This is a genomic window from Kordiimonas sp. SCSIO 12603 (genome assembly GCF_024398035.1).
In the GTDB taxonomy this organism is placed as follows: domain Bacteria; phylum Pseudomonadota; class Alphaproteobacteria; order Sphingomonadales; family Kordiimonadaceae; genus Kordiimonas.
Genome location: NZ_CP073748.1, coordinates 811944 through 837712 on the forward strand (window position 1 = coordinate 811944; position 25769 = coordinate 837712).

At 46.2% G+C, this 25769-nt stretch carries 22 protein-coding genes; 16 read left to right on the forward strand and 6 right to left on the reverse strand.

What is annotated here, in order from left to right; all coding sequences use genetic code 11:
- Positions 1-6 precede the first annotated feature (6 nt).
- The 8 genes from KFE96_RS03735 to KFE96_RS03770 all read left to right on the forward strand — a co-directional run bounded on the left by KFE96_RS03735 (position 7) and on the right by KFE96_RS03770 (position 8905).
- The gene (locus tag KFE96_RS03735) at positions 7-702 is read left to right on the forward strand and encodes a head GIN domain-containing protein (RefSeq protein WP_255834666.1); all 696 of its coding nucleotides are present in this window, start codon (positions 7-9) and stop codon (positions 700-702) included.
- A 314-nt stretch (positions 703-1016) separates the two neighbouring features.
- Positions 1017-1706: a glutathione S-transferase N-terminal domain-containing protein gene (locus tag KFE96_RS03740; RefSeq protein WP_255834667.1), complete on the forward strand. Its 690-nt coding sequence runs from the start codon at positions 1017-1019 to the stop codon at positions 1704-1706.
- Between the two features lie 90 nt (positions 1707-1796).
- Positions 1797-2732: an ABC transporter ATP-binding protein gene (locus KFE96_RS03745; RefSeq protein ID WP_370650560.1), complete on the forward strand. Its 936-nt coding sequence runs from the start codon at positions 1797-1799 to the stop codon at positions 2730-2732.
- Between the two features lie 2 nt (positions 2733-2734).
- The gene (locus KFE96_RS03750; RefSeq protein WP_255834669.1) at positions 2735-3469 is read left to right on the forward strand and encodes an ABC transporter permease subunit; all 735 of its coding nucleotides are present in this window, start codon (positions 2735-2737) and stop codon (positions 3467-3469) included.
- Position 3470: 1 nt separating this feature from the next.
- Positions 3471-5294, forward strand: coding sequence for a Gldg family protein (locus tag KFE96_RS03755; protein ID WP_255834670.1), 1824 nt, complete (start codon positions 3471-3473; stop codon positions 5292-5294).
- Positions 5295-5316: 22 nt separating this feature from the next.
- Positions 5317-6336: a DUF4340 domain-containing protein gene (locus tag KFE96_RS03760; protein WP_255834671.1), complete on the forward strand. Its 1020-nt coding sequence runs from the start codon at positions 5317-5319 to the stop codon at positions 6334-6336.
- 121 nt (positions 6337-6457) lie between these two features.
- Positions 6458-8350, forward strand: a complete 1893-nt coding sequence (gene htpG / locus KFE96_RS03765) for a molecular chaperone HtpG (protein ID WP_255834672.1) — start codon at positions 6458-6460, stop codon at positions 8348-8350.
- 132 nt (positions 8351-8482) lie between these two features.
- The gene (locus KFE96_RS03770; protein ID WP_255834673.1) at positions 8483-8905 is read left to right on the forward strand and encodes a BLUF domain-containing protein; all 423 of its coding nucleotides are present in this window, start codon (positions 8483-8485) and stop codon (positions 8903-8905) included.
- Between the two features lie 3 nt (positions 8906-8908).
- On the opposite strand, the gene KFE96_RS03775 is transcribed toward KFE96_RS03770, so the two are convergent.
- From KFE96_RS03775 to KFE96_RS03785, 3 genes are read right to left on the reverse strand one after another with little or no spacing between them, the layout of a single operon-like run.
- Positions 8909-10195 carry an HlyC/CorC family transporter gene (locus KFE96_RS03775; protein WP_255834675.1) on the reverse strand — a complete coding sequence of 429 codons (1287 nt, stop codon included), beginning with the start codon at positions 10193-10195 and terminating at the stop codon, positions 8909-8911.
- A gap of 29 nt (positions 10196-10224) precedes the next feature.
- A complete protein-coding gene (aroB, locus tag KFE96_RS03780; RefSeq protein ID WP_255834677.1) occupies positions 10225-11364 on the reverse strand; it encodes a 3-dehydroquinate synthase in 1140 nt (379 codons plus the stop codon).
- Positions 11365-11943 (reverse strand): shikimate kinase, encoded by a 579-nt coding sequence (locus KFE96_RS03785; protein WP_255834678.1) that lies wholly within the window; start codon positions 11941-11943, stop codon positions 11365-11367. It lies immediately after the preceding gene.
- Between the two features lie 149 nt (positions 11944-12092).
- Here KFE96_RS03785 and KFE96_RS03790 point away from each other — a divergent pair, with 149 nt between their 5' ends.
- The 7 genes from KFE96_RS03790 (at position 12093) to KFE96_RS03820 (ending at position 20794) form a co-directional block, all read left to right on the forward strand.
- A complete protein-coding gene (locus tag KFE96_RS03790; RefSeq protein WP_255834679.1) occupies positions 12093-13301 on the forward strand; it encodes a CaiB/BaiF CoA-transferase family protein in 1209 nt (402 codons plus the stop codon).
- A gap of 161 nt (positions 13302-13462) precedes the next feature.
- On the forward strand, positions 13463-13603 hold the full coding sequence (locus KFE96_RS03795) for a hypothetical protein (RefSeq protein ID WP_247021760.1): 141 nt from the start codon (positions 13463-13465) through the stop codon (positions 13601-13603).
- The gene (locus KFE96_RS03800; RefSeq protein WP_255834680.1) at positions 13584-15602 is read left to right on the forward strand and encodes a hypothetical protein; all 2019 of its coding nucleotides are present in this window, start codon (positions 13584-13586) and stop codon (positions 15600-15602) included. Before KFE96_RS03795 ends, KFE96_RS03800 begins: the two co-directional genes overlap by 20 nt.
- A 5-nt stretch (positions 15603-15607) precedes the next feature.
- The gene (locus tag KFE96_RS03805; protein ID WP_255834681.1) at positions 15608-16507 is read left to right on the forward strand and encodes a site-specific tyrosine recombinase XerD; all 900 of its coding nucleotides are present in this window, start codon (positions 15608-15610) and stop codon (positions 16505-16507) included.
- Between the two features lie 177 nt (positions 16508-16684).
- Positions 16685-17641, forward strand: a complete 957-nt coding sequence (locus KFE96_RS03810) for an acetyl-CoA carboxylase carboxyltransferase subunit alpha (protein WP_370650561.1) — start codon at positions 16685-16687, stop codon at positions 17639-17641.
- A 354-nt stretch (positions 17642-17995) separates the two neighbouring features.
- Complete coding sequence (locus tag KFE96_RS03815) at positions 17996-19828, forward strand: ribonucleoside-diphosphate reductase subunit alpha (protein ID WP_255834683.1); 1833 nt, start codon at positions 17996-17998, stop codon at positions 19826-19828.
- Positions 19829-20182: 354 nt separating this feature from the next.
- Positions 20183-20794 (forward strand): LuxR family transcriptional regulator, encoded by a 612-nt coding sequence (locus KFE96_RS03820; protein ID WP_255835589.1) that lies wholly within the window; start codon positions 20183-20185, stop codon positions 20792-20794.
- Here the strand turns inward: KFE96_RS03820 and KFE96_RS03825 are convergent.
- Positions 20791-22260, reverse strand: a complete 1470-nt coding sequence (locus KFE96_RS03825) for a triacylglycerol lipase (protein WP_255834684.1) — start codon at positions 22258-22260, stop codon at positions 20791-20793. The two genes, KFE96_RS03820 and KFE96_RS03825, sit on opposite strands and share 4 nt — an antisense overlap.
- A 325-nt stretch (positions 22261-22585) precedes the next feature.
- On the opposite strand from KFE96_RS03825, the gene KFE96_RS03830 reads away from it, so the two are divergent.
- Entirely contained in the window at positions 22586-23572 is a 987-nt protein-coding gene (locus KFE96_RS03830; RefSeq protein ID WP_255834685.1) for a ribonucleotide-diphosphate reductase subunit beta, read from the forward strand.
- Between the two features lie 171 nt (positions 23573-23743).
- Here the strand turns inward: KFE96_RS03830 and KFE96_RS03835 are convergent, their stop codons facing one another.
- Together KFE96_RS03835 and KFE96_RS03840 are read right to left on the reverse strand one after the other, a co-directional pair.
- Complete coding sequence (locus KFE96_RS03835) at positions 23744-25054, reverse strand: sensor histidine kinase KdpD (protein WP_255834686.1); 1311 nt, start codon at positions 25052-25054, stop codon at positions 23744-23746.
- Positions 25044-25733, reverse strand: a complete 690-nt coding sequence (locus KFE96_RS03840) for a response regulator transcription factor (protein WP_255834687.1) — start codon at positions 25731-25733, stop codon at positions 25044-25046. The genes KFE96_RS03835 and KFE96_RS03840 overlap by 11 nt, the downstream gene beginning before the upstream one ends.
- Between the last annotated feature and the right edge of the window lie 36 nt (positions 25734-25769).

Here is a 25769-nt window from a genome sequence, read left to right on the forward strand (position 1 = left end):
AATACAATGAAATTCATCAAATCAGCAGCAGTAGTTGCAGCACTATCAGCCGTTTCTTTGACAGCAATGGCAAGAGACGTAGCAGAACAATCACGAAATGTAGGTTCTTTCACTGAGGTAACTCTTAAAGGGTCTATGGATGCAGAGATTACGGTTGGTAAAGAGCGCTCAGTACGTGTGATTGCCGATGGTGATATTATTGACCGAGTTATCACTGAAGTACGAGGTGACACACTTTACCTTGAAATGGAAAAGGGTTCCTACCGTAATATCAAAAAACTGGAAGTGATCATTACTGTACCAAAGCTTGAAGCTGCGGGTATCTATGGTTCAGGTGATATGAGCATTGAAAACGCAAAAGCTGATAGCTTTGAACTTGATCTTAAAGGGTCTGGTGATGCTGTGCTTTCTGGTGCTGAATTCGGAGATTTCACAATCGATCTAGCTGGTTCTGGCGACATTAATGTTGAAGGTTCATGTAGTGATCTGAAACTTGATCTCCGTGGTTCTGGCGATGTATCAGCCCGCCGTATGGAGTGTGAAAGCGCTGATGTTGATCTGCGTGGTTCTGGTGATATTAGCTTTTATGCATCGAAGCAGGCTGGTGTATCTGTACGTGGTTCCGGCGATGTTGATGTTTACGGTCAGCCAAGTAATGTACGTTCAAACGTACGCGGTTCTGGCGACGTAAATATTCGCTAAACGATATATAAATATTAAAGAAAAAGCCTCTGCCAGTTCGGTAGGGGCTTTTTTATTGCACTGTTATAAACTAACGAAATAGAGCTATCTTTAAATGGCCTTAATTGGGCCTCGCTCAGGCCTTATTGGGGCTTCTATATATAGCTGTTGGCCTCGACTGGCCCAGCTAGCGGTTTCATGAACCTATGCCCCCTTATGACCGTACAAAACACAGCTGGGCCAGCTTTTCTCACCTATTCACTAAAGCGTTAATTCTTCTTGGTTTTGTATAGCTCTATTGTGTTGGCTTATTTGTGGTAAGCTGGAGAGAATCCATGAAATTATATGAATTATGTGGTGAGAACAGGCAGGTGTGTTTTGGGCCATATGTATGGCGCACTAAATATTTTCTCGCACATAAAGGCCTTTCTTATGAAACTGTGCCGTTGCGTTTTGTTGAAAAATCACAAATCGACGGTGAGGGTGCTCAGCGTTTTCCAACACTTGAAGATGGCGGCAAGCTAGTTGGTGATAGCTTTGAAATTGCACAGTATCTGGATGAAGCATATCCAGAAAATAAGATTTTTGGTTCAGAAGCAGAACTTGCTCAGGCCCATTCGCTTCAGGCATCCATCAACAGCATTGTGCTGTTCGGGATTTTTACTTGCGTTGCAGTAGATGTATGGAAACAGCTTGATGAGGCTTCTCAGACCTATTTCCGGGAAACAAGAGAAAAGGCAGTTGGACAAAGCCTGGAGGATTTCGTATCGGGCCGTGAAACACGCGTTGAGGATTTCCGTAAGCAGCTTGATTTCCTACGGGCTCCTCTGACGTCTTTCCCATACCTTAGTGGTAATCAGCCGGGTTGGCTTGATTATACGCTGATGGGTACTTTCATGTGGGCGCATACGGTTTCAGATTTCCAGCTTCTTGAAGAAAGTGATCCACTATATCAGTGGCGAGAGCGGATGCTTGATCTATGGGATGATAAATTCCGCAATGTGCCAAGGGCTGTGGCGCAATAACTTGCATGTTGGTGGGAATAGCTCTATCAAGAATCTCAATATTGATAATTAGTTTCATAGTGAAGAGCTGAGGATTTGCTGATGGATGTTTTGTTGGAAGCAAAACAACTGACAAAGCAATTTGGTGGGCTGGTTGCCGTCGACGGAATAGACCTTTCTGTAAAGAAGGGTGAAGTGCTGGGTTTTCTGGGGCCTAATGGTGCTGGTAAAACCACCACTATGAAAATGCTCACAGGCTTTCTCGCGCCAACAAGCGGGGAAGCCTCTGTATGTGGGGAAACCGTTACTACAGGTAACGTAAAAGCTCGGGCTAAAATTGGCTACCTACCTGAAGGCGCGCCTCTATACGGTGATATGACACCTCGTGGTTTCCTGAGTTTTATGGCTGAAGCCAGACATATCCCAAAAGCTGAAATAGCGGATGTAGTGGAAAGTGCGGCTGGTGCAGTACATCTTCACAGTGTTATGGAGCAGCGTATTGAAACCCTTTCCAAGGGTTATAAACGCAGGGTAGGGCTTGCTGGCGCAATTCTTCATGCGCCAGATGTCCTTATTCTTGATGAACCAACAGATGGTCTTGATCCAAACCAGAAGCACGAAGTGCGCCGATTGATCGAAGCAATGTCTGTTGACCGTTCGATTATTATCTCCACGCATATTCTGGAGGAAGTCGAAGCTATTTGCCACCGGGCTGTAGTGATTAATAAGGGCCGCATTGTTGCGGATGGCACACCGACTGATCTCAAGAACCAGTCAGAATATAAAAACGCTGTTGTTATGCTGGTGCCAAAGGAACAGGCAGAAAGGGCTGCCGCTGCTCTTAAGGGACTAAGATTCATTGAACGAATTGAGGCTGCAAAGCAGGGTGATAACGTTCGTATGACTATTCTTGGCAAAGGGCGCGGAGATATAGCGGAATCTATTTCTGATATCGCAGCCGTCAGCAACTGGCAGATTACTGAATTTTCTGTTGATCCGGGCCGGCTTGATGATGTGTTCCGCAGACTAACAGAGGGGGAAGTATAACCATGCATATTTCCACCATCATAAAACGTGAGTTTGCCAGCTATTTTGCAACACCAGTTGCCTATGTGTTTTTGGTTATCTTCCTTGTTTTACAGGGTATGTTTACTTTTTACATGGGTGCTTTTTATGAGCGTGAGCAGGCAGATTTAGTTTCATTTTTCACCTATCAACCTTGGCTGTTTCTGTTTTTGATACCTGCCATTGGCATGCGATTATGGGCGGAAGAGAGGAAAAGCGGCACTTTTGAACTGCTACTCACACTGCCAGTGCCTTTGAGCGCTATTGTGATTGGTAAGTATCTGGCGGCCTTTTTGTTTGCAGCTTTTGCTCTTTTGCTGACGTTCCCTATCTGGGTGACAGTGAATTGGTTGGGCGATCCAGATAACGGCGTAATTATTACCGGTTATCTCGGGTCTTTGCTTGTAGCTGGAAGTTTCCTTGCGATTGGCGCAGCAATGTCGGCTACAACAAAAAACCAAGTGGTAGCTTTCATCTTATCTGTATGTGCTTGTTTCTTTTTTATGGTTTCAGGCTTACCTATGGTGCTCGATGCATTCAGTAGCTGGGCACCTGAACCAATTGTACTTGCGATTTCCAATCTAAGTCTTCTTACTCATTTTGATAACCTGCAAAAGGGTGTGATTGTAGCCAGTGATTTGGTTTATTTTGGAGCGCTGATTTTTGGATGGCTCTGGGTGAACCGTGTAGTGATCGAAAGTAAGAGAGAGGCGGGTTAACATGTCCAAGTTGTTGAGCCGTACATCTATTCAGTTCCTGTTAGCAGTTCTGATGTTTCTGTCTGTGACTGTGCTTGCGGACCGCTACTTACGAGCGTTCCGTGTCGATCTTACGGAGGGTGGTCTATATACCTTAACAGAAGGTACAGAAACCCTGTTGGCGGAAACTCAGGATTCCGTGTCTATGGAGTTTTATTTCTCCCGCACCCTGGCTACACCGTATCCTCAACTTTTGAATTACGGGAAACGCGTCGAAGATATGCTCAGGGCTTTTTCCGTGGCGAGCAGTGGTCAGATCACTCTTTCTATTATTGACCCAAAACCCTTTTCTGAAGAAGAAGATGATGCAGTTGCCGCTGGACTTAAGGGCATTCCAATGGGGGATGGTTCAGTCTTTTACCTTGGGTTGAAGGTGGCAAATGATCTGGATGGTGAAGCCATTATTCCTTTCTTTACGGAAGAGCGGGAAAACTTCCTTGAATATGATTTGGTGAAATTGCTTGCCTCCCTTGGAAATGAAGATAAGAAAACGCTCGCGCTTCTCACCAGCTTACCGATGCAGTTTGGTGCAGGAGGCGCACAAGCAGCGCTTTCTGGGCAAGGGCAACCCTATGTTATCTATCAGCAGCTTCAGGAATTTTTCGATGTTTCGATGTTAGCTGCAGATTTCACAGCACTTCCAGATAGTACCGATGTGTTGTTGGTGGTGCATCCACCAGTTCTTACTGATGATCAGTTGTTTGCAATTGATCAGTTTGTACTGTCTGGTGGTCGTGCTCTTGTGTTCCTTGATCCACATTCGGAAGCGATGGACCCGCGTGCCGTAACGCCACAAGTATCAAATCTTGGCCCACTCCTTAAAGCGTGGGGTGCTGAGATGCCAGAAGGTATGGTGGTTGGCGATGCGTCCTTAGCTCAACGTGTTCAGGTAGGAGGGTATGGACCGGATTCTATTAAAGACTATCTCTTCTGGCTCGGCATAAAGAAAGATTTCTTGTCGGCGGACGATATTGTTGCAGGTTCTGTAGATAACCTGAATCTTGCAAGCAGCGGTGTGTTACTGCCAGTTGAAGGGGCTTCTACACGGTTTGACCCTCTTGTTAGTACAAGCGCTGTGGCGATGCTCTATGATGCGCAGCGTGCAACAGGGCAGCCGGACCCAGACGCTTTGCTGGGTGATTTTGTGGCAGACGGTAACAGTTATGCTCTGGTAGCCCGTTTGACAGGCGCTGCAAAAACAGCATTTCCCGAAAAAGCGGAAGCTGGCATTTCAGATGGCACGATTAATATCGTGGTTGGTGCCGATGTTGATCTGTTTGAAGATCGTTTCTGGGTGCAACTTCAGGAGTTGTTGGGGCAGAGGATTGTGGTGCCGCTTGCAGGTAATGGCAGTTTTATCCTTAACCTTGCTGATCATATTTCAGGCAGTGATTCTTTGCTCGAGCTGCGTGGACGAGGTGTGATGAAGCGTCCGTTTGGTGTTGTCGATAGGCTCCGGAAAAATGCAGAGGCAAAATACCTGGCGGAAGAGCGTATACTTCAGGAACGCCTGCAGGTAGCAGAGCAACGTATTGCGGAACTTGAGGCACAACAGCCTGAAGGCTCTACAGTTTTCTCGAGTGAGCAGGAAGCGGAAATCGACTCCTTCAGGGATCAACTTCTTGAAACACGTAAGGAATTGCGGACAGTGAACCGTAATCTGCACGAAGAGATTGACGGCCTTGGAAAGTTGCTTGCCTTCATAAATATTGCTTTCGTGCCGATTATTATTGTCCTTTTCGTGCTTCTAAGGCTATTCATACGCCGCCGTAGGGCTGTTGTATAGAATTCAAAACGGACAAGGGCCAATGTCTGAAAGACTGACGAATATTTTAGGGTATCTCACGCTCTTCGCAATTTTGGGTGCGATTTGGGTGTTGTTTGGAGAAGACCCTTCAAAAGAGCAGGGCGCTCGCAACGAACCAACTTTCTCAAATGTTGATCAACAAATTAATGATGTTGAGGAAATTAACATCCTTTCTGAGAAAGGGCAGGTTTCATTAGCCCGCACTAATGATGGTTGGGTTGTTAAAAGCAGAGATGCATATCAGGCTGATGATGAAAAAGTTCGTGCTTTTTTGAGGGGGATTGCAAAATCTGAGCGCAGAGAGCCAAAGACCTCGAACCAAAGCCGCTTTGACGTTCTTGGTTTAGGTACAAAGGCAAAGACTATTTCTCTTAAGGCAGCAGGCGGTGCAACAGTTCTTGAGTTTGCAATGGGGAAGCGTAAGGCAAATGCAACAAGTGGCCGTTCGTTAACCTACATCTATCAAGATACAGATACGCGTAGTTGGTTGGTCTCTGAGCTGGCAGAAGCTCAGGTCGACTCTGCCTGGTGGCTTGATCATTCTCTTTTCCGATTTGATGATGCACGAGTGAGCGACGTAACGGTAAATGGTGTGTGGTTAACGCGTAAGTTTGGCGATCAGGACTTTAAGCTTCAGGGTGTAAAAGCTAATGAGCAAGCACTGCCGAATTGGCAGTTACATTCACCAGCTCGTGCTATCGCGGATTTCACTTTTACTGATGCTAAAAAGCTTGGAAACCCGCTTGCTGAACCGTTTGCGAAAGCTGTGCTGAATACATATGACGGTATGGTAGTAACTGTGGATATTTACCAGATGGATGAAGGTCGTTGGGCCAAAATATCAGCAGCATATGATGATACCCTGCGCTTAGATCAGGAAGGGCTGAAAGCGGCTGCGGAAGTACAAGCCGAAATTGCCTCTATTATGGCTGCAACACGCGAATGGGTGTTTAAGCTATCTGAGATTGACGCTGGTACTTTATCTTCCGTTCGGGCTGATTTTGTCAGTAATAAGCAATAAGCAGCATTATTTCATTCTAATGTGGGGGCTTGACGGCCCCTTATTTTTTCTTAAATGAAGAGCAGAAATTTGCGTCATACAAAGGCGTCACAAGTTAAATAATAAAGGTTCAAAATAAGCAATGTCTGAAACGGTGAATAAGAAAACCGAAAAAATGGGTTTTGAGGCAGAGGTTTCCCGCCTTCTGCATATGATGGTTCACTCTGTTTATTCTGATAGAGAAATCTTCCTCCGTGAGCTGGTATCAAATGCGTCTGACGCGTGCGACAAACTGCGTTACGGCGTCCTTACAGATGCTTCTTTGAAAACAGATGGGAATGATTTTGGTATCGCCATCGTTGCGGATGCTGAAGCAAAAACCATTACTGTTTCAGATAATGGTATTGGTATGAACCGTGATGATTTGATTGCGAACCTCGGTACCATCGCGCGTTCAGGCACAGCTAATTTTGTTGACCAGTTAACAGGTGACAGCAAAAAAGATGTGCAGCTTATTGGTCAGTTTGGTGTTGGCTTCTACAGCGTATTTATGGTGGCAGGTGATGTTTCGGTAACGACGCGGAAAGCCGGTGAAGACACTGCTTGGCGCTGGATCAGCAAGGGTGAAGGTTCTTACGAAATTGAAGAAGCTTCCAAGGAACATCAGGGAACAGAGATTGTTCTGCACATCAAAGATGATGCCGCAGAATTCCTTGAGCAGCACCGCCTGAGCAATATTGTCACTACATACAGTGATCATATTGAGGTGCCGATCACGCTTGCCATCAAAGGCAAAGAAGAAGCTGACGCAGAAGCGAAGATTGTTAACGAAGGTTCCGCGATTTGGGCGCGCCCGAAATCAGATATCACTGACGAGCAGTATACAGAGTTTTACCGTCACGTAGGCCACGCCTTTGATGAGCCTGCACACCGTCTTCACTATAAAGTGGAAGGTATGCAGGAATATACTGTGCTTCTCTATGTACCGACACAGAAGCCGATGGACTTGTTTGATCCAGCGCGTAAAAATCGTGTGAAGCTTTATGTGAAGAAAGTGTTCATCTCTGACGATTCTGCCGACATCCTGCCAGGATGGCTCCGTTTTATGCGCGGTGTTGTGGATAGCCAGGATTTGCCGCTTAATGTGAGCCGCGAGATGCTGCAGAACAACCCTGTTGTCAGCCGTATGTCGAAAGCCATTACCAAGAAGGTTCTTGGTGAATTTGAGAAAATGGCTGAGAAAGATGCCGCGAAATTTGAAAACATCTGGGCTGAATTTGGTGGTGTGATCAAAGAAGGCATCTATGAAGATTTCGAACGCCGTGATCAAATTCTAAAGCTGTCACGTTTTAAATCTACTTCGGCTGAAGGCTGGACAACACTTGCGGATTATGTATCCCGCATGAAAGACAAGCAGGATAAGATTTATTATATCACCGGCACGGATGAAGCAGCGTTGAAGCGCAGCCCGCAGCTTGAAGGTTTCAAGGCACGCGGTATTGAAGTGCTGCTCCTCGCTGATGCTGTGGATGATTTCTGGCTGCAGATGGTCCCTGACTTTGAAGGCAAAGGCTTTGCTTCTATCACGCGCGGAACGAGCGATCTCGATGATATCGCAGGTGTGGAAAAGAAAGCTGAAGAGCAAGCGCCAGAGGGTGAGCTTACAACACTTATCACTCTGATGAAGGAAGTTCTCGGCGACAAGGTATCTGATGTTCGGGCGTCTAACCGCCTTACTGATACGTCTTCCTGCCTAGTGGCAAGTGATACAGGTATGGATATGGCGATGGAGCGTATGCTTAAAGCCCATAACCAGCTTGATGCAGTAACAGCAAAAGTGCTTGAGATTAATCCAAGCCACGGCCTGATCAGAAAGCTTGCGAAGAAAGCAGGTGAAAAAGGCGCGATGGATACACTCGCTGATCCTGTTTGGCTTGTGCTTGATCAGGCTAAAATCCTGGAAGGTGATGCGCTTGATGATGCCGCGGCCTTCGCTCGCCGATTGTCTGCGGCAATGGAAGCAGGTCTCGCGTAATAGGCCTATTCAATTAGAGATTTTGAAGCCTCGGTTTTCCGAGGCTTTTCTTTTGTTTTAATTAATACTAATTTAGTAATAAATGTAGTAAAATTCATCAAATACAAACGCTTAGTAATTGTGAGGCAACTCATGGGTGAAGCTTGTAAAGGGTTACATAAATTACTGTATGTGAGTGAACGCGATTTGTCGGTTCCATGTGATCTGGAACGCATTCTGAAAAATGCTCGGCAGGTTAATAGAGAAAACGGCATAACAGGTGCTCTCTGGTATGACGGCAAGCAGTTTGTTCAGTGGTTGGAAGGCCCTAAAATAGCTGTTGAGAACATCTATGCCCACATTTTCGAAGCACGACAGCATAAAAATGTACGAACAGTTTACTTTGAGCCAACTTTGAAGCGTATCTACGCCGAGTGGTATATGGGGTATTATGGCGATTTCCGGGAAGACCCAGAAATTATGAATGTGCTCTCCAGAGATACCGGGGCAACTCTTTCAACGGATCTGATGGTAAATCCAGCTTTGTGGCAAACTGAAGAAAGGCTGCCTGATTAGTAACTACCGGGTTTTCTTGATGCGTACGCCGGTTATCTGGTTTCGAGACCGAGCGGTAATTTCAAATTGAAATCCATCAAACTTATACTGCTTTCCTACAATCGGAATTGCTTCTGCATAGTGGATCACAAGCCCAGCGATCGTTGTGGCGTCTTCGTCGGACAGATCCCAATCAAACATACGGTTCAGGTCACGGATGGAAACCGTACCTTCACTTTGAACGGTACCGTCCGCCAACGTGCGAACACCAGCTACTTCGAAATCATGCTCATCAGCAATATCGCCAACAATTTCCTCAAGGATATCTTCAAGGGTCACCAGCCCTTGAATGTCGCCGTATTCGTCAACAACCAGTGCAAAATGTGCCTTACGTTCAAGGAAGGCATTCAACTGTTCCTTAAGCGTGGTGGTTTCCGGCACAAACCAAGGCTTGGTCATGATGCGTTTGGCATTGAAACGGTGCATTTGCCCGTTTGAGCGGCGAATAGCGCGCAATACATCTTTAGCATGCAGGACACCAACGATATTTTCAACACTGCCTTCATAAACCGGCAGGCGGGTGTATGGGCTGCGAACAACAGCGGAGATAATATCCTGTGATTTTTCGGCCAGATCGATGGTTTGCATACTGGAGCGGTGCACCATCACGTCTTCAATCGTGACATCTTCCAGATCTAGGATGGAGCCAAGCATGTGTTTGTCTTCTTTTACCAAACCACCTTCCTGACCGTGAAGATCGATAGCACCGCGTAGCTCGTCCTGTGCGGAAAGTGCGTGGCCCATCTCGGAAATATCAGCACCAAAAAGCTTTAATGTAAGGCGCACGATTTGGCGTACCATAGCAACAATAGGGGAGAATACGGTTACGATAATATTGATAAACCAGGCCACGCTCAGAGCCATCTTATCGGGGTTCGCGATTGCGTATGACTTTGGAAGAACTTCGGCGAAGATAAGAACGAGAAGTGTCATCACCAGTGTGGCATACACAACCCCTTCTTCGCCTGCGATTTTGATAAGAAGGCTGGTCGCTAAGGCGGAAGCTAGAATGTTCACCAGGTTGTTGCCAAGCAGGATCGCGCCAATCAGTTTTTCCTTATCATCGATAAGTTTGGCAACTCGAGTTGCGCGTTTGTCCCCGCCGCGCATAAGCTGGTGAATACGAGCTTTAGAGGCAGCGGTTAGTGCGGTTTCTGAACCTGAGAAAAAACCCGAAAGCAACAGAAGCACAAAAATAATGCCTGCAGTTATCCAGAAGACTGTATCAAACACCGTTGCCGCATCTTCCATGAAGCATGCTCCTGCTTTTCTTAAATAGATTATTTGCCGTTGATGGAGTTTTGCAGAACCGCTTCTACAAGATCAAGGTCTATCCCGCGACGCATCTCAGCTTTACCAATGCCGCCGACGATAAAGCCAATATCACCTGCTTCAGCTTTTTTATCCTTGGTCATGTGCGCCATCAGGGTTTTAGCATTAAGCTCAACACCAATTTCGGAAGCAAAGGCTTTCATCCCAACGGATTTAAGATGTTTTATGAGCCGGTTTTTCTCGCTTGTTTCAGCGAGGCCAAGTTTGGCGGATAGATCAAGCGCCATCACCATGCCAATACCAACACCTTCACCGTGAAGGAGGGTGCCATCATATCCGCATTCCGCTTCAAGGGCATGGCCGAAGGTATGGCCTAAATTGAGAAGGGCGCGTTTGCCGCTTTCCCGTTCGTCTTCTACAACAATACGCGCTTTGGCCTTGCAGCTTTCTTCAATAGCGTAAATCTGTGCAGCCAGTTGTTGGTTGCTGTTTTCACCGCTTATTAGCGCATGGCCATTTTCTTCAAGCCACTCAAAGAAAGCAGGGTCATCAATAAGGCCGTATTTCACCACTTCTGCATAACCAGCCTGTACTTCACGTTTTGGGAGCGTGTTTAGTACATATGGATCAATCACCACGGCTTTTGGCTGGTGGAATGCGCCCACTAAATTTTTGCCGTACGGAGTGTTGATGCCGGTTTTTCCGCCTACGCTGCTATCAACCTGTGAAAGTAGTGTTGTTGGTACCTGAATGAAATTAATGCCGCGTAGAACTGAAGCTGCAGTGAAGCCTGCTAGGTCGCCGATAACACCGCCACCAAGCGCCAGAATAATATCTTTGCGTTCGATCCCTGCGCCAAGCATGTCATTGAGTAGTTTTTCAAAAACACTGAAATTCTTGGTGCCTTCACCGGGTGTAAGAGTGAACCATTTCTGGCTGATATCTTCCCGATCCAGCGCTGCCGTTACTTGTTCTTTATAAAACCCCGCAACTGTTTCTTCGGTTACAACAAATACACGTTTGTTTTTCAGATGAGGAGCAACATAGCTGCCCAGTTCAGAGAGAGCGCCACCTTTGATGACAATATCATATGACCGATCACCGAGAGGCAGATGAATGATCGCTTGCTGGTCGGTATCGTGTGTCATTTAGCGGGCTTCCCTGTCTTTGAGCGCTTGCAGGATATTATCAACGACTGTTTCATGTGGCCCGGCGCCGGACATCACTTTCAAATCAGCTTTGCCGTAAAGCGGGGAACGCTCGTTGGCGAGCTTGGTCAAAATCTCTTTTGGATCACCTTGTTTGAGAAGCGGGCGTGTATCTCTGCGGCCAGTTCGTTCCACTAGCGTATCGATATCTGCGTCCAGCCAGATGCTCAGGCCTTTATCCTTGATCATGCGGCGAGTTTCCTGATTGATAAACGCACCGCCGCCAGTGGCAATAACCTGTGGGTTGCCATCAAGAAGGCGGGAAATTACACGGCGTTCACCAGCGCGGAAATCCTCTTCTCCATATTCTTCAAAAATCTCGGAAATCGTCATGTCGGCAGCTTTTTCAATTTCATGGTCTGAATCCACAAAATCCATACCAAGTTTTTTTGCTAAGCGTCTGCCAACAGTGGTTTTACCAACACCCATCAGGCCCACAAGCACGATCGTGCGGTCCACTCCAAGGGCACTTGGGTTGATAACACTTGTTTGTCTGAAATTTTTGCGTCGTCTAGGCATACTTGCCTTTTATAAGCCCGCCTCGGTTTGACCAAGTGTTTTTTTTGAAACCATTTTTAAAAATTGATGAGTATTCCGGTGGTTATTTGCTTTTTGAGAAATTGAATCTAATTCAAGTAACAAATGAAAAGTGATGTGAGGGGGAGATAATGGTCAAAGAGTTTTCGCTGCAAAAACCGCTTGCTGGTGTGAAGGTGATAGAATTGTCCACAATGATCACAGCCTCACTTGCCACTATGATGCTTGCCGATCAGGGCGCAGAAGTCATTAAGGTTGAAGCCATTACAGGTGATCCACTCCGGCTCCTCGGGACCAGTAGCAATGGTATATCTGCCATGTTTACTAACTGTAACCGGGGTAAAAAATCTGTTGCGGTTGATCTGAAGGATAATGCTGCTCAAGCAGCTGTCCGCGCACTTATTCAAGATGCAGATGTTGTGATCCATAATTTTCGGCCCGGTGTGATGGACCGCTTGGGGCTTGGTAGTGAACAACTTCGCACTGATAATCCGGCACTCATCTTTGTTGAGATTAATGGTTTTGGAAAAGATGGCCCTCTCGCGAATGCACCAGCTTATGATAGTGTTATTCAGGCACTTAGCGGTTTAACGGCCGTACAATCAGATGGTGGCCGTCCTGGGTTTATGAAAACACTGCTTTGCGACAAGGTAACGGCCTATACTGCATGGCAGGCGATCACTGCAGCTTTATATGTTCGAGAACGTTCAGAAGATCAGCAAGGCCAGCATATAGATATCTCCATGCTTCACGCCATGTTAGCTTTCATGTGGCCTGACTGTATGGCAAATGAAACCTTCCTTGATGATGGTATTCCTAAGTCTCCTAATATTGCAGACGTGTTCTGGGTAACAACCGTTCAGGACGGCCATATATCTATTATGGCTGCTACAGATGATCAGTGGGCGGGGGTGTTCCGTATCCTTGGGAAACCTGAACTGATAGATGATCCACGCTATGCAGACCTCTATGGTCGGGTGAAGCATATTGGTGAACTAAGGGAAATAATGAACGCAGGTTTTGCTAAATTTACACTGAAAGAGCTGTTGGCACGGCTAAAAGATGAAGATGTGCCTGGGACAGAATGTCTGGATAGGGAAAAGGCTATAACCCACCCACAAGTAACCGCGCTTGAACTTGTAGAAGAGCATGCTTGTAGTGTTATGGGGAATCTTCGAGCTGTTGCGCCGCCAATTTCTTTTGAAGGTAAGCGAGGGGTGTCTGGATTACCTGCGCCAAAATTGGGCCTTCATACGAGAGAGTGTCTGATGACTGCAGGGTTATCTGAAGATCAAATCAAAGCCTTTGAAGCAGAGAAATGCATCTTTGTAGCTAGTTGAGGATTTTAAAATTCCTTAATTCAGCCATAGTGATGTTTTAACCTCTAAACTATCGGAGGTGTGATCGTTCTTTTTAAAGCCTTAGCCTAGACTCGCGGTCATGCATCCTTTAAGAGGTTGAATAAGCTATTTTATAAGGTTCGGCATTTAAGGTTTTATTGATGTCCAGATTGACACAAATTTTGTTGGTGGCAGGAGCTGTACTGTTGGTTGGTGGTGCCGTGTTTTTAATGACATGGGATATCCCAGCACCGTCTGAAAAGGTGACGAAAACATTAAATAATGATCGCTTCCCTTCTTAATAAAACTTCTCGTATCGCAATCGCGTTTAGTGTTGTCGGTATGATGGCAGCAAGCAGCGTGCTTGCGCAAGATGAAGCAGAAGAGAAAAAGCCACAGGAAACACCTGCGGTGGAAACCGCTGAGCCTAAAACTCAGAACAGGTTTTTTCTTGGTGGCCGTCCAGCACTGAAACGGCAGGTAGGTCCCTCTATCGGGAAACCAAAATCAATACTGCCTCAGCCATTCGTACCCAAAGGTAGTGTTAAAGTGCCGCCGGCTCCTGCTTTATCACCTGATATAGCGGAAGGCGAAAAGCTTGCTCTAGTAAATGCTGAGCAACAGGAAACCCAGCAGGGTGAATTGCCACAGGTACAGGATCTTCAAGACGCATCATTACCTGCTGATGACTTTTCTGAAGCATCGCTGGCGCTTTTTGATCCGTCTGGTATGGATGCTTCCGGCGGGGTTGGTAACGGTTTTTCTGCCGATTTCTGGCAAGGTTATGACCGCGCATCTTATAAAGAGCGATTAAAAGATTTTGAAAACGCTGCAGGTTCTCCTGCGCTTGTGTCTATTGCTAACAAGCTTGTTCTTTCCGCAGTGCCAGTTGACCCGGTTGAGGATGAAGCTGCGATTGTTGAATTTATTTCAGCACGGCTGGATCTTTTGCAGAAGCTTGGAAACGCCGAAGGATATAGCGCGCTTCTAGCAGCATTACCTGCCGGCCGTGATTGGACGGCGCTTGCAAGATATTTTACCAATGCTTACCTGGTAAAAGGCAATGTGGCAGATGCATGCGTGCTGGCAAGCCAGCAGCGTGAAACTGATAACGACGCTTACTGGCTTCGGATGACCGCTTTTTGTAAAGCGATTGAAGGCAACCGTACTGCGGTGGACTTTGAGCTAGGAATTCTTGAGGAAGTATCTCAGGTTCAGCCAACCTTTTATCAATTGATTGATAAAATTCTGGTGGAAGCTGAATTGCAGTCATCAGGTGGAGTGTCTACAAAAGTCGACTTAACTGCACCGCTGCAGGTTGATCTTCTTGAGGCTAGTATGGCCCGCCTTGCCGGTGTTGGTGTGCCTGAATTAGCACTAGAGAATGTAAATCCACTTGCGGTTGCTGCCATTCTTTCCAATCCTAATGTTGCAGGAGCTGTGAAAGCTGACCTGATGGGGCTTGCTGTTCGCGAAGGCTGGGCGACAGGAGATGTGTATGCGCAGTTTGCGCGTGCTTATCAGCTAACACCTGATGAAGTTGAAGCAGCAAACCAGCTAGCAGTGGATGATCCTCGGTTTTCTATTGATGCGGTTCTTGGTAATCAGGCCGGAAATATAAAGAACCCTGAGGAACGGGCGAATGCACTGAAGCTCGCGTGGGAACGTTCTGTTCGCCAAAAATATGCATCGGTAGCGGGTGGTGGCCTTGTAGCTCTTTCTGCGGATACTGCGCCAAACGCGGGCAATATTGAGATGGTGGGTATTTTGGCACGTGCGGCTCTTGTATCGGGTGATCTAGATGCTGCAAACGGTTGGTATCGTGCCGTAAGAGCGCAGTCGGCAGGTGCAAATGAGGCTGCAGATATGCTGCTTGTTGAGTTGGCACCTTTGGTGGCGTTGCTGACAAGCGATGATTTCAATGCAGGCTTTCTGGAAGGTTGGTGGCAAGCACTAGAAGCTGACGAGAAGCGTTTTGAAAAAGCAAATTTGATGTTCACGCTTGTTGAAGCCCTTGGGCATACTGTCCCTGAGAATATGTGGACTAGCCTTGAAGAAGGGCCAGCCGTTTATGGCGGGCAAACCCCTTCTCCTGCGCTGTGGCGTAAATTTCTGATTACGGCAAATGGCGGTGATAAACCGAAGACGCTTGCGCTTGCTTACCGCTTACTCTCTGAAGGTGGTCCAGCTGGCGTACCTGCTGCGCTTGCTGGTTCTTTGATTGGTAACCTAGTAGCGCTTGGCTTGAATGACGAAGCAAGGCTTATCGCGACAGAAATGCTGATTTCTCAAGGTATCTAAGCCATATGAGTGATCGGGAAATTCTGGCGCAATTTCTGGAAATGTTAGCGGCAGAAAAGGGTAGAGCGCAGAATAGCCTGAAAGCCTATGAGCGTGATCTGAGCCATTTTCTTGAAAACTCCAATACTGGTTTTATGAATGCGTCTGCAGAAAATATCAGAGAGTATCTGGCATTCCTGCATGCAGAAGGCATGAAAGCTGGAACTGTTGCACGCAGGCTTTCGGCCCTTCGGCAGCTATATCTCTTTATGTACCGTGATGGGCTTCGCGCTGATAACCCGGCAACGAATATTGAGAGCCCCAGGCTTGATCAACCTCTCCCTAAAGTGCTGTCAGAAACTGATGTAGATAGATTGTTGGATACAGCCGAGCAAAAGGCTCAATCTGGCAAAATGGAAGATCAAAGGCTTCATGCGTTGATGGAAACACTTTATGCGACAGGCCTGAGGGTGAGCGAGCTTGTCACGCTGCCTAGACGTGCGGTGGGACCAGATACCACCATGATTATGGTGCGTGGTAAAGGAGGGCGGGAGCGGATGGTCCCGCTTGGTAACAAGGCTCGGCTTGCACTGCTTTCATATCTGAAATCGTTGAATGAGGCTAAAAAAGAAGAAAGTGGATACCTGTTTCCGTCACGCGGGAAAGAAGGGCATCTTACTCGCCGCAGGCTCGGGCAGCTTATCAAAGATTTGGCAGTGGTGGCAGGTATTATGCCGTCAAGTGTGAGCCCACATAAACTTCGCCACGCATTCGCGACGCACTTGCTTGCACATGGTGCGGATCTACGCGCTGTACAGCAAATGTTGGGTCATGCAGATATTTCAACGACGCAAATATACACTCATGTGCTTGAAGAAAGGTTGAAAAATCTGGTTTTAACCAAACATCCATTAAGTGATGGATAAATGGTTTTCTATTATGTCGCTACGGAATAGTGGCATCGCCTTGAAATGCATTGACGTTTACGTAAACATTTGAAGGCTTGACATGGAGCGCTGCATCAAGGATTTTGCGCGCAAATTGAAAACGTGCTTTACTGTTCTAAACAACAGGGGCGCAAAATGAGTAAGGATACGGGCGATATGATGACGTTTCTCGAGTTTGAAAAACCGATCGCTGAACTTGAAGGTAAAATCCGCGAGCTAAGAAGCTTCGCTGGTGGTGCTGGTCAGGTTGATATTTCTTCAGAGGTTGGGCAGCTTGAAACAAAGCTGAGTAAACTTCTTAAAGAAACATACGCGGGTTTGTCGCCAAGCCAGAAAATTCAAGTGGCACGCCACCCTGAACGTCCGCATTTTCAGGATATTGTCGGGCATCTTTTTGAAGATTTCACACCGCTTGCTGGTGACCGTGCTTTTGGTGAGGATGAGGCGCTTCTTGGTGGCCTTGCGCGTTTCCGCGGTCAGGCATGTGTTGTGATGGGCCATGAAAAAGGGTCTGATACCGAAAGTCGTATTCGCCATAACTTTGGTATGGCACGCCCTGAAGGCTACCGTAAAGCTATTCGCCTTATGGATATGGCTGAGCGTTTTAATCTGCCTGTACTAACACTGGTTGATACATCCGGCGCATACCCGGGTGTGGGTGCTGAGGAACGCGGCCAGGCAGAAGCGATTGCTCGCTCGACAGATAAGTGCCTACAGGTTGGTACGCCGCTTGTGACATGTATCGTTGGTGAAGGCGGTTCTGGTGGTGCTGTGGCAATTGCAGCGGCCAACAAAGTATTGATGATGGAGCATGCGGTATACAGTGTGATCTCTCCAGAAGGCTGTGCGTCTATTCTGTGGCGTACAAACGAAAAAGCTGCTGATGCAGCTAACGCTCTCAAGATAACGGCTCAGGACCTCTTAAAACTCGGCGTAATTGATGGTGTAGTGGCAGAGCCCCTTGGTGGTGCGCACCGCGACCCGGCGCGTGCAATGAACATGCTGGGTGACACCCTTGAAGATGCTCTCAGGGACATGGCGGGTGTATCTGGTGACCGTTTACGCGAACTTCGCAGAGAGAAATTCCTCGCGATGGGGAACGCGGGCTTATAAAGCTGACGAATCGGCGGAATCAAACAGGTTTCGAGAAGGCCGGGCACTAGATTTAGTGCCCGGCCTTTTTTCGTGTTACCAAAAAATTACAAGATATTGTGGGCCTTCAGAAGTTTTTACACTTTATCTTGACGGCGAGAATCTCCCACCGTATTCTGTGTGCGTTACGAGGTTGGAGCGACTCGAAGGGGCTAATTTGGAGTCTTCCAAACCAGTAGTTTAGTGAAAATTATATAATAAAGTCAGTCTGTTCGACTTTTGTTCTTGCATCAGTTACAATGAAACCATTGTTTCTGTGAACGGTTGAGGATTGTCTTATATCGGGCGAATGTGTCCTAGGGAGATACGGGCAAAATGTTTGAGGTTACCCATTTCGAACACGGTGGTGCGGTTACTGTTGATCGCAGTCGAGATGACCTTCTTACAGAATTTGGTAAGGAGACGCTGAAGGACAGATATCTGATGCCGGGGGAAAGTTATCAGGATTTGTTCGCGCGTGTTGCTTCTTTCTATGGCGACGATGCTGCTCATTCGCAGCGCCTGTATGATTATATCTCCAAATTGTGGTTCATGCCTGCAACCCCTGTTCTATCGAACGGCGGTACAACACGTGGCCTTCCTATCAGTTGTTTCCTTAATGAAGCACAGGATAAGCTTGGCTCGATCGTTGATCTGTGGACAGAAAACGTGTGGCTTGCTTCCCGTGGTGGCGGTATCGGTTCCTATTGGGGTAACCTACGCTCTATTGGCGAAACTGTAGGCGGTGTTGGTAAAACAAGCGGTATTGTACCTTTCGTACGCGTGATGGATAGCCTGACACTGGCGATTTCTCAAGGTTCACTGCGCCGTGGTTCTGCTGCGATTTATCTGCCTGTAAGCCACCCTGAAATTGAAGAGTTTACTGAGCTTCGCCGCCCAACAGGTGGTGACCCGAACCGTAAGACACCAAACCTGCACCATGGTGTGTTGTTAACTGATGCATTTATGCGTGCGGTTGAAGCTGACGAAGAATGGGCGCTGACAAGCCCGAAAGACGGCCACGTTGTACGTACAGTGAACGCACGAGCGCTTTGGATCCGTATCCTTACAGCACGTGTGGAAACGGGCGAGCCGTATATTATTTATTCCGATACAGTGAATAACCAGATGCCTGAGCACCATAAGCTCGCTGGTCTTACAGTAAAAACATCAAACCTGTGTGCCGAAATCACGCTACCAACTGGTGTTGATCATCTTGGTAACGAGCGTACAGCGGTTTGTTGTCTATCAAGCCTGAATCTTGAGCACTATAAAGAATGGAAAGAGGACAAGAACTTCGTTCCAGACGTGATGCGGTTCCTTGATAACGTTCTGCAGGACTTTATTGACCGTGCACCAAGTGAAATGGCGAAAGCACGCTATAGCGCTATGCGTGAACGTTCTGTTGGTCTTGGTGTGATGGGTTTCCATAGCTTCCTTCAGAATAATATGATCCCATTTGAAAGCTCTATGGCGAAGTCTTGGAACTTTAATATCTTTAAGCATATTCAGGCTGAAGCTAACCGTGCTTCTGAGATGCTCGCGTTTGAGCGCGGCCCGTGCCCTGATGCAGCTGATTATGGTATTATGGAGCGTTTCTCCAACAAAACAGCAATTGCGCCAACGGCTTCCATTTCCACAATTTGTGGCGGCGCGAGCCCAGGCATTGAGCCGATTGCGGCCAATAGTTATAACCAGAAAACACTTTCTGGAAACTTCATCGTGCATAACCAGGCCCTGACTACTCTTCTGGAAGAAAAAGGTCAGAACACCGAAGAGGTTTGGACAAGTATCACAGTGAATGAAGGTTCTGTTCAGCACCTTACATTCCTGACCGATGATGAAAAGGCTGTGTTTAAGACAGCCTTTGAGCTTGATCAGCGCTGGGTCGTAGAACTTGCGGCTGACCGGGCAGAGTATATCTCTCAGGCTCAGTCTGTGAATATCTTCTTACCGGCTGATGTTCATAAGCGTGATTTGCACCAGATTCATTTCCAGGCATGGAAGAAAGGTTTGAAGAGCCTTTATTACTGTCGTTCTAAATCAATTCAACGAGCTGAGGTTGTTGCCACCGGTTCAACTGAAAAGAAGCTTACTGAAGAGCAGTTACAATTAGCTGCAGCAGCGAATTCTTCGACAGATTATGAAGAATGTCTCGCCTGTCAGTAAAGCCTTAAAACATATTTAAAAACAAAGCCTTCCGATTTTCGGAAGGCTTTTTTTATGTGCGTGTCACCTTCTTCCTACCTATTAGAAATGTGAAACCCATATTTTGTCATATTGGTACAAAATGACTCTTTTTATTGAGTCTCATTTATAATTAATGTTATGGTGGTAAATAATCTGATTATATACACTAATTAGTTTATATTTTGATAAACTATAGTTTGTTTTTCTGTTGAACTATTTTGGTCACAAAAGGCCACAAAAAAGTGAATCAGACTTTAAATGCTGTATGGGGAATATAGCGGCATATTGGGGGCGTCAATATCCCGGAGGGAGGAAGGGAGCGTTGCCTTGAAGGTGTTGATTATAGATAAGGCTGATATTTACCGTATAGGCTTAGTTAGCCTTTTGCGTGATATGAATTGTTTCTCTGATGTCATTGAGCTCGAAGATGAAATTGAGCTTATTGATTTGGTTAATCAACTCGATGAAATTTCTCTTGTAATTTTGAATCCAGAGTTTTCTGAATATCCTGCAATTAGTAGCGTGAGTTATGTTTGCCGTTTGATGCCTAAAGCAAAGGTTATGTTGATCTCTGATGAGGAAGATTTGACCTGTGATGGTGTGGAGGTGATTGACCGCAAACAACCAGCCTTTGCCTTAAAATCACTTATCAATGGCGAATTAAAAAAACGGCGTAGTACACTAGAAAAAATAGATGTATTCGGCGTGGATCAATCTATCCGGGATGCGCGCCATAGTATTTTCTCAGGTTTATCTCAGCGGCGTTTGCAGGTGTTGAAGTTAATTGCGGATGGTCATAGTAACAGAGAAATATCGGCAATGCTCGGCCTGAAGGAGGGGACGGTGAGAGCCCATGCTCATGCGGTGCTTAAACGCCTAGGGGTAGAGAGCCGCACACAGGCAGCTCTCATGTACCGTAATGTAAGCGGTATTGCAGCCCCTTAAGGCTTTAATGGATACCCGAGTGGCGTACCTGAAGGTCTTGGTTCTACAAGTAACCAATATAGCATGTTGTTGATGAACACCTTTGATTGGGTCAATCCGATATGGTCGTATGGCAGGATCATCACATTGTCAAAGGCAATAGGTGATCTGAGCTTTGGGGTCCAAATACTTAAGTTTCCATCTTCTCGCTCATCCATTAAGGCAGAATAACGCACAACGGTGCCGTCGCCGGGCATCTCAGAAAGCGTTATGAATTTTCGTTTTTCAGCATCAAACGCAACGGTGCGCATGGTTGGATCAACATCACCCAGTACCAGATCAAAAAGAAGACGTTCTGGAGGTGCAGCTGGAATATCGATAGCTTCGGTGAAGCGTCTTGCTTCTTCCAAGTGTGTTTTGAGTGTGTGGTGAGCGATCTTACGCCGTTCTTCTGCGCTTTCAATTTCAGGGAATAACCGGGCAAAAGTTTTATCCATTTTAGGATCCAGCAGGCCCCACTGGTATCTCTCCCATGTTTTAATATCATAAAGCGAGCCTAGAGGCCTGTTTTCCATATCAACCACTGCATTGTGCCTGTCACGGGGCAGTAGTTGGTAAAGAGAGGCGAATGAACCTAAAACACCCTGATTGTAGAACGGTAGAAAAGGCCAGCCGAAGTTTTTACCATTTACAAGCTCGGTAAGAGCGTGAACCGAACCTGCGTTCGGTGTGCCAATAAGAATAACCCGTTCTACACCTAATGAACCCGACCAATCCAGAATGGGGGCGGAGCCATCTTCAGGCAAGCCTTGTTCACCGTACCTCAGCATAAAGCGGGTGAGGAGGCCCCCCATAGAATGGGCAACGATATCAACCTTTACATCGGCATCTTCAATCCCGTAACGAGTCTCATAAATACGGGCGGTATGTTCCCTTACAGACTGGATAAACCGAAAGAGGCGTTTGGAATTTTCCGCATTCGAAAGGCGCCAGTCATAATCAAACTGAAAGGCTGTATAGTGGGTATCATCGTAAATTTCATCGTTGGCATCCCCAATTTGCTTTTCACGGTATCCACCAATACTAAGGGCTTCGATAATCTGAGCATATGCTTTGATTTTTAGAGGAATGCCTAAAAGCTGTAGTTTGATTTCCTCAAGTGCGCCGTTTGGTTCCACATGGCTCCAGTTGGTTAATGAGCCGTCTGGATAAATATACGGCGCGGTAATACGTTTCAGACCTTCGTCTTTTTGCGGATCCGCGGCGCCTGAAACAAAAGCTCCCCAAACGACTTGATCATCCCGAATATCTTTTAACTTGGAACCAAGAATACCTGGAATAACAATAACCGGATTCCGATATGGAGTTTGTTGGGCTGCTTTTTGATTGTAAGTAAGTTCCAGTGCTGGCTCTTTGATTGAAGAGGAACATGCTGACAGCACAGCTAATAAAGCGATAAGTGCAAATGGCTGTATAAACTTAAACATGGATTTTTCCTGTGAATTGGCCCCACTGGTTACTATCCCCCAGAGTTTTAAAACTAGCGCTGAAAGTCAATTAATAATTCTCCTGCTGAATGAACTGTTTCTATGCGAAAAACGTATAGTTCTATGAAACTGAGTCGCTTTTATAGGGCGTTGAATGCTCTGTTTTTTGCCCTTTGATATAGAAAAATGATGCCACCGTAAAAATGGCGTCAAGAGCAAATATTGTGTTTCTTCGTTTCACATACACTAATTGAGGGGTTATAGTGACCCTTAAATCGGTTTGTTTGCGCCTTGGGGCTAAGGCGCTATTAGGGGAATTAGCTAAATGGCTGACGGTGGTACTTTTGAAAGAACAGGGCTTCTCGAAGAACGGCATGTTTATAAACCGTTCCGGTATCCTTGGGCGTATGAAGCATGGTTGAAGCAGCAACAGGTTCACTGGTTGCCTGAAGAAGTGCCGCTTGCTGAGGATGTGCGTGATTGGGCACAAAAGCTGTCAGAGCCAGAGAAGAACCTGCTCACGCAGATTTTCCGCTTTTTCACCCAAAGCGATATCGAAGTGAACAACTGTTACATGAAGCACTATACAAAGGTGTTTATGCCGACAGAGGTTCAGATGATGCTGTCTGCTTTCTCAAATATGGAAACAATCCATATTGCTGCATACAGCCACCTTCTTGATACCATTGGCATGCCAGAAAGTGAATATTCTGCATTCCTTAAATATAAGGAAATGAAGGATAAATATGATTACATGCAGCAGTTTAACAGTGATGATCTTCGCTCAACTGCCATAACGCTTGCTGTGTTTGGTGCCTTCACAGAAGGCCTGCAACTGTTCGCAAGTTTTGCAATGCTGCTTAACTTCCCACGTTTCAATAAAATGAAGGGTATGGGCCAGATCGTAACCTGGTCAGTACGGGATGAAAGCCTGCACTGCGAGAGTATTATCAAGCTCTTTAAAACCTTGATGGAAGAACAGCCGCATCTTTGGGATGATCAGATGCGTAATGATTTGCGTACGGCCTGTAAAACCATTGTAGAGCACGAGGATGCTTTCATTGACCTGTCATTTGGACTTGGTCCGGTTGAAGGTCTAGAGGCACAAGAAGTGAAAGATTATATTCGCTATATTGCTGACCGCCGCCTACAGCAGCTTGGATTAGAGGCTGAATATCATATTGAAGCGAACCCGTTGCCGTGGCTGGATAGTATGCTGAATGCGGTTGAGCACACAAACTTCTTTGAAAACCGCGCGACTGAATATTCTAAAGCAGCAACCCAAGGCACATGGGAAGACGCTTTCGAATGATAGGCAATAATGTTCACTAATCAAAAGAGCTACATAAGATTTTACTTGTGTAGCTCTTTTTATGTTAGTGTTATGTGAAGTCAGGAGTGATTTCTCCTATATAAAACACTCCTATCCAGATTATTTTCCAATTCATTTTTTGATATGAAATACAATATGCTGGGTAAAATTTCAGTTTAACTTAGGCAATACCAACCGTGCTTCAAAACCTTTGGAGTGGTTTTCTAATTCCAATTTCCCTTGATGTGCAGTCGCAATTGCTTTTGCCAGAGATAACCCTAATCCGAACCCTTCTTCTGAACGCGCATCATCCGATCGAATAAAGCGGTCAGAGGCTTTGTTGAGCATGTTTTCTGCTATGCCCGGACCGTCATCCTGAACAGTTAACCAAAGAGTGGTTCCCGAGGTGTGGGCGGATAGCCGAATGGCACTACCGTTTGGTGAGAACTTAATTGCGTTTTCAAAGAGATTTGCAAGAGCCTGAAATATCAAATCTCTGTCTAATTGAGCTTGATCTATCTCTGTAGAACAGGAGATTTGTTGTTGTTTTTGCTCTGCTAGCGGGACGTATAAGTCAATAACGTCATCAAGAAGGCTGGAAAGGTTGGTGTTTTGCAGAGCTATTTTTGCAGTGCCTGCTTCCAGGTGGCTGATACGGAGCAAGGCGTCAAAGGATGTGATAATCTGATCAACCTGTCCTATCGCTGAGTTTCGAATGTTATTTTCCGCGGGTAGTTGGTCCAACTGGACTTTAAGCCGAGTGAGAGGTGTGCGTAAATCATGAGCAATGTTGTTGGACATATGGCGCATATCCTCAACATGCGCCTGAATTTTTGAAAGCATAAGATTGAGATTACGTGTGAGCCTGTCGAATTCAGATTTGCCATTTGATTGAGGGATACGCTCTGCCAAATCCTGACGCGTTATAATGCTGCTTGCGGTTTGGTTTATGGTTTTCATTTTCCAGTGGATGCGCCATGCAATCAGGCTTGTCATTCCAAACCCTATTAAGACAATGATTGCACCCCACAATCTGATGCGGTCTGATAGCGCATAGAGGTTTTGTCTTACCATTACAGGGTTTTCTACTGAGATGAGTGTGGGTTCAGCAGAGACCATTTTGTAATATTCCACTGTAAGCGTGTATTCAGTATCGAGAGCTGTTTGTTCAAGATAGGTGGCTGCATTTGATACCAATGCTTCGTTGGGAAGGTCGCCTTTTTCTGGAACACCATTTTTATCTAAACGGTATCGAAGCCCGGTGGTTTGTGCATAAGTGTTCAATTCTTTCAGTAAAGGGCTGAGGCCTTGCTCTTGATAGATAGCTTCGAAAGGGCATAGTTCGCAGGCATAAATGTCTGCCGTGGTTTCTTCGATTTGGCGATCAAACCACCTATCTAGATACAGGCTCAACGTAGCAATAGCCATGAAAGCTGCGATACCGTATATGGCAACCATACGACCAATATAACTATTCAACATTGTTTGATACCTTGTACCCTATGCCCCGAACCGTATGTAGGAGGGGGTGGCCAAAGCCGTGATCGATCTTTTTTCTCAGATTGCTCATATGAACATCGATAACATTGGTGTTGGTGGTAAAGTTATAGCCCCACACATTTTCTAGCAGCATAGTTCGTGTCTGAACTCGATCAGGGTTTTTTAGCAATTGTTCGAGAAGTGTGAATTCTCTGGTTTTTAAATCGATTTTCCTGCCAGCTCGCGTTACCTCTCTAGTGAGGAGATTCATTTCTAAATCACCGATGGTTAGCCTTGAGTTTTCCAGGTTTGAAGAAAGTGGTTCAGAGCGGCGCATGAGCACCTCAAGCCGAGCCGTTAGCTCACTAAAAGCAAAAGGTTTTACAAGATAATCATCACCACCGCTTTTAAGGCCTTTCACGCGTTCATCAACATCCGCAAGGGCGGACAGGATTAAGATAGGAACTTTGTTATCCACGGCGCGGAGCGCTTTGATAATAGAGAGGCCATCCAGTTCGGGAAGCATTCTATCGACAATTAGAATATCGTATTTTTGATCCATTGCTAGAGTGAGGCCATCGCGCCCGTTACTGACGTGATCAATGCTATGCCCTAATTCTCGGAGCCCTTTAATCAGATATTCTGCAACGCTTGGGTCGTCTTCAATGAGCAAAAGATGCATCTTATCTACCTGTTGTTCCCGAACTGAAAGTCTTCT

What these genes read in the sequence shown, in the direction of transcription:
- KFE96_RS03760 (WP_255834671.1), top strand. Translation starts at nt 5,317, where the DNA reads ATGTCTGAAAGACTGACGAATATTTTAGGGTATCTCACGCTCTTCGCA.
- KFE96_RS03825 (WP_255834684.1), bottom strand. Translation starts at nt 22,260, where the DNA reads ATGTTTAAGTTTATACAGCCATTTGCACTTATCGCTTTATTAGCTGTG.
- KFE96_RS03790 (WP_255834679.1), top strand. Translation starts at nt 12,093, where the DNA reads ATGGTCAAAGAGTTTTCGCTGCAAAAACCGCTTGCTGGTGTGAAGGTG.
- KFE96_RS03810 (WP_370650561.1), top strand. Translation starts at nt 16,685, where the DNA reads ATGATGACGTTTCTCGAGTTTGAAAAACCGATCGCTGAACTTGAAGGT.
- KFE96_RS03830 (WP_255834685.1), top strand. Translation starts at nt 22,586, where the DNA reads ATGGCTGACGGTGGTACTTTTGAAAGAACAGGGCTTCTCGAAGAACGG.
- htpG (WP_255834672.1), top strand. Translation starts at nt 6,458, where the DNA reads ATGTCTGAAACGGTGAATAAGAAAACCGAAAAAATGGGTTTTGAGGCA.
- KFE96_RS03775 (WP_255834675.1), bottom strand. Translation starts at nt 10,195, where the DNA reads ATGGAAGATGCGGCAACGGTGTTTGATACAGTCTTCTGGATAACTGCA.
- KFE96_RS03840 (WP_255834687.1), bottom strand. Translation starts at nt 25,733, where the DNA reads ATGCATCTTTTGCTCATTGAAGACGACCCAAGCGTTGCAGAATATCTG.
- KFE96_RS03750 (WP_255834669.1), top strand. Translation starts at nt 2,735, where the DNA reads ATGCATATTTCCACCATCATAAAACGTGAGTTTGCCAGCTATTTTGCA.
- aroB (WP_255834677.1), bottom strand. Translation starts at nt 11,364, where the DNA reads ATGACACACGATACCGACCAGCAAGCGATCATTCATCTGCCTCTCGGT.
- KFE96_RS03735 (WP_255834666.1), top strand. Translation starts at nt 7, where the DNA reads ATGAAATTCATCAAATCAGCAGCAGTAGTTGCAGCACTATCAGCCGTT.
- KFE96_RS03755 (WP_255834670.1), top strand. Translation starts at nt 3,471, where the DNA reads ATGTCCAAGTTGTTGAGCCGTACATCTATTCAGTTCCTGTTAGCAGTT.
- KFE96_RS03795 (WP_247021760.1), top strand. Translation starts at nt 13,463, where the DNA reads ATGTCCAGATTGACACAAATTTTGTTGGTGGCAGGAGCTGTACTGTTG.
- KFE96_RS03815 (WP_255834683.1), top strand. Translation starts at nt 17,996, where the DNA reads ATGTTTGAGGTTACCCATTTCGAACACGGTGGTGCGGTTACTGTTGAT.
- KFE96_RS03740 (WP_255834667.1), top strand. Translation starts at nt 1,017, where the DNA reads ATGAAATTATATGAATTATGTGGTGAGAACAGGCAGGTGTGTTTTGGG.
- KFE96_RS03805 (WP_255834681.1), top strand. Translation starts at nt 15,608, where the DNA reads ATGAGTGATCGGGAAATTCTGGCGCAATTTCTGGAAATGTTAGCGGCA.
- KFE96_RS03800 (WP_255834680.1), top strand. Translation starts at nt 13,584, where the DNA reads ATGATCGCTTCCCTTCTTAATAAAACTTCTCGTATCGCAATCGCGTTT.
- KFE96_RS03835 (WP_255834686.1), bottom strand. Translation starts at nt 25,054, where the DNA reads ATGTTGAATAGTTATATTGGTCGTATGGTTGCCATATACGGTATCGCA.
- KFE96_RS03770 (WP_255834673.1), top strand. Translation starts at nt 8,483, where the DNA reads ATGGGTGAAGCTTGTAAAGGGTTACATAAATTACTGTATGTGAGTGAA.
- KFE96_RS03785 (WP_255834678.1), bottom strand. Translation starts at nt 11,943, where the DNA reads ATGCCTAGACGACGCAAAAATTTCAGACAAACAAGTGTTATCAACCCA.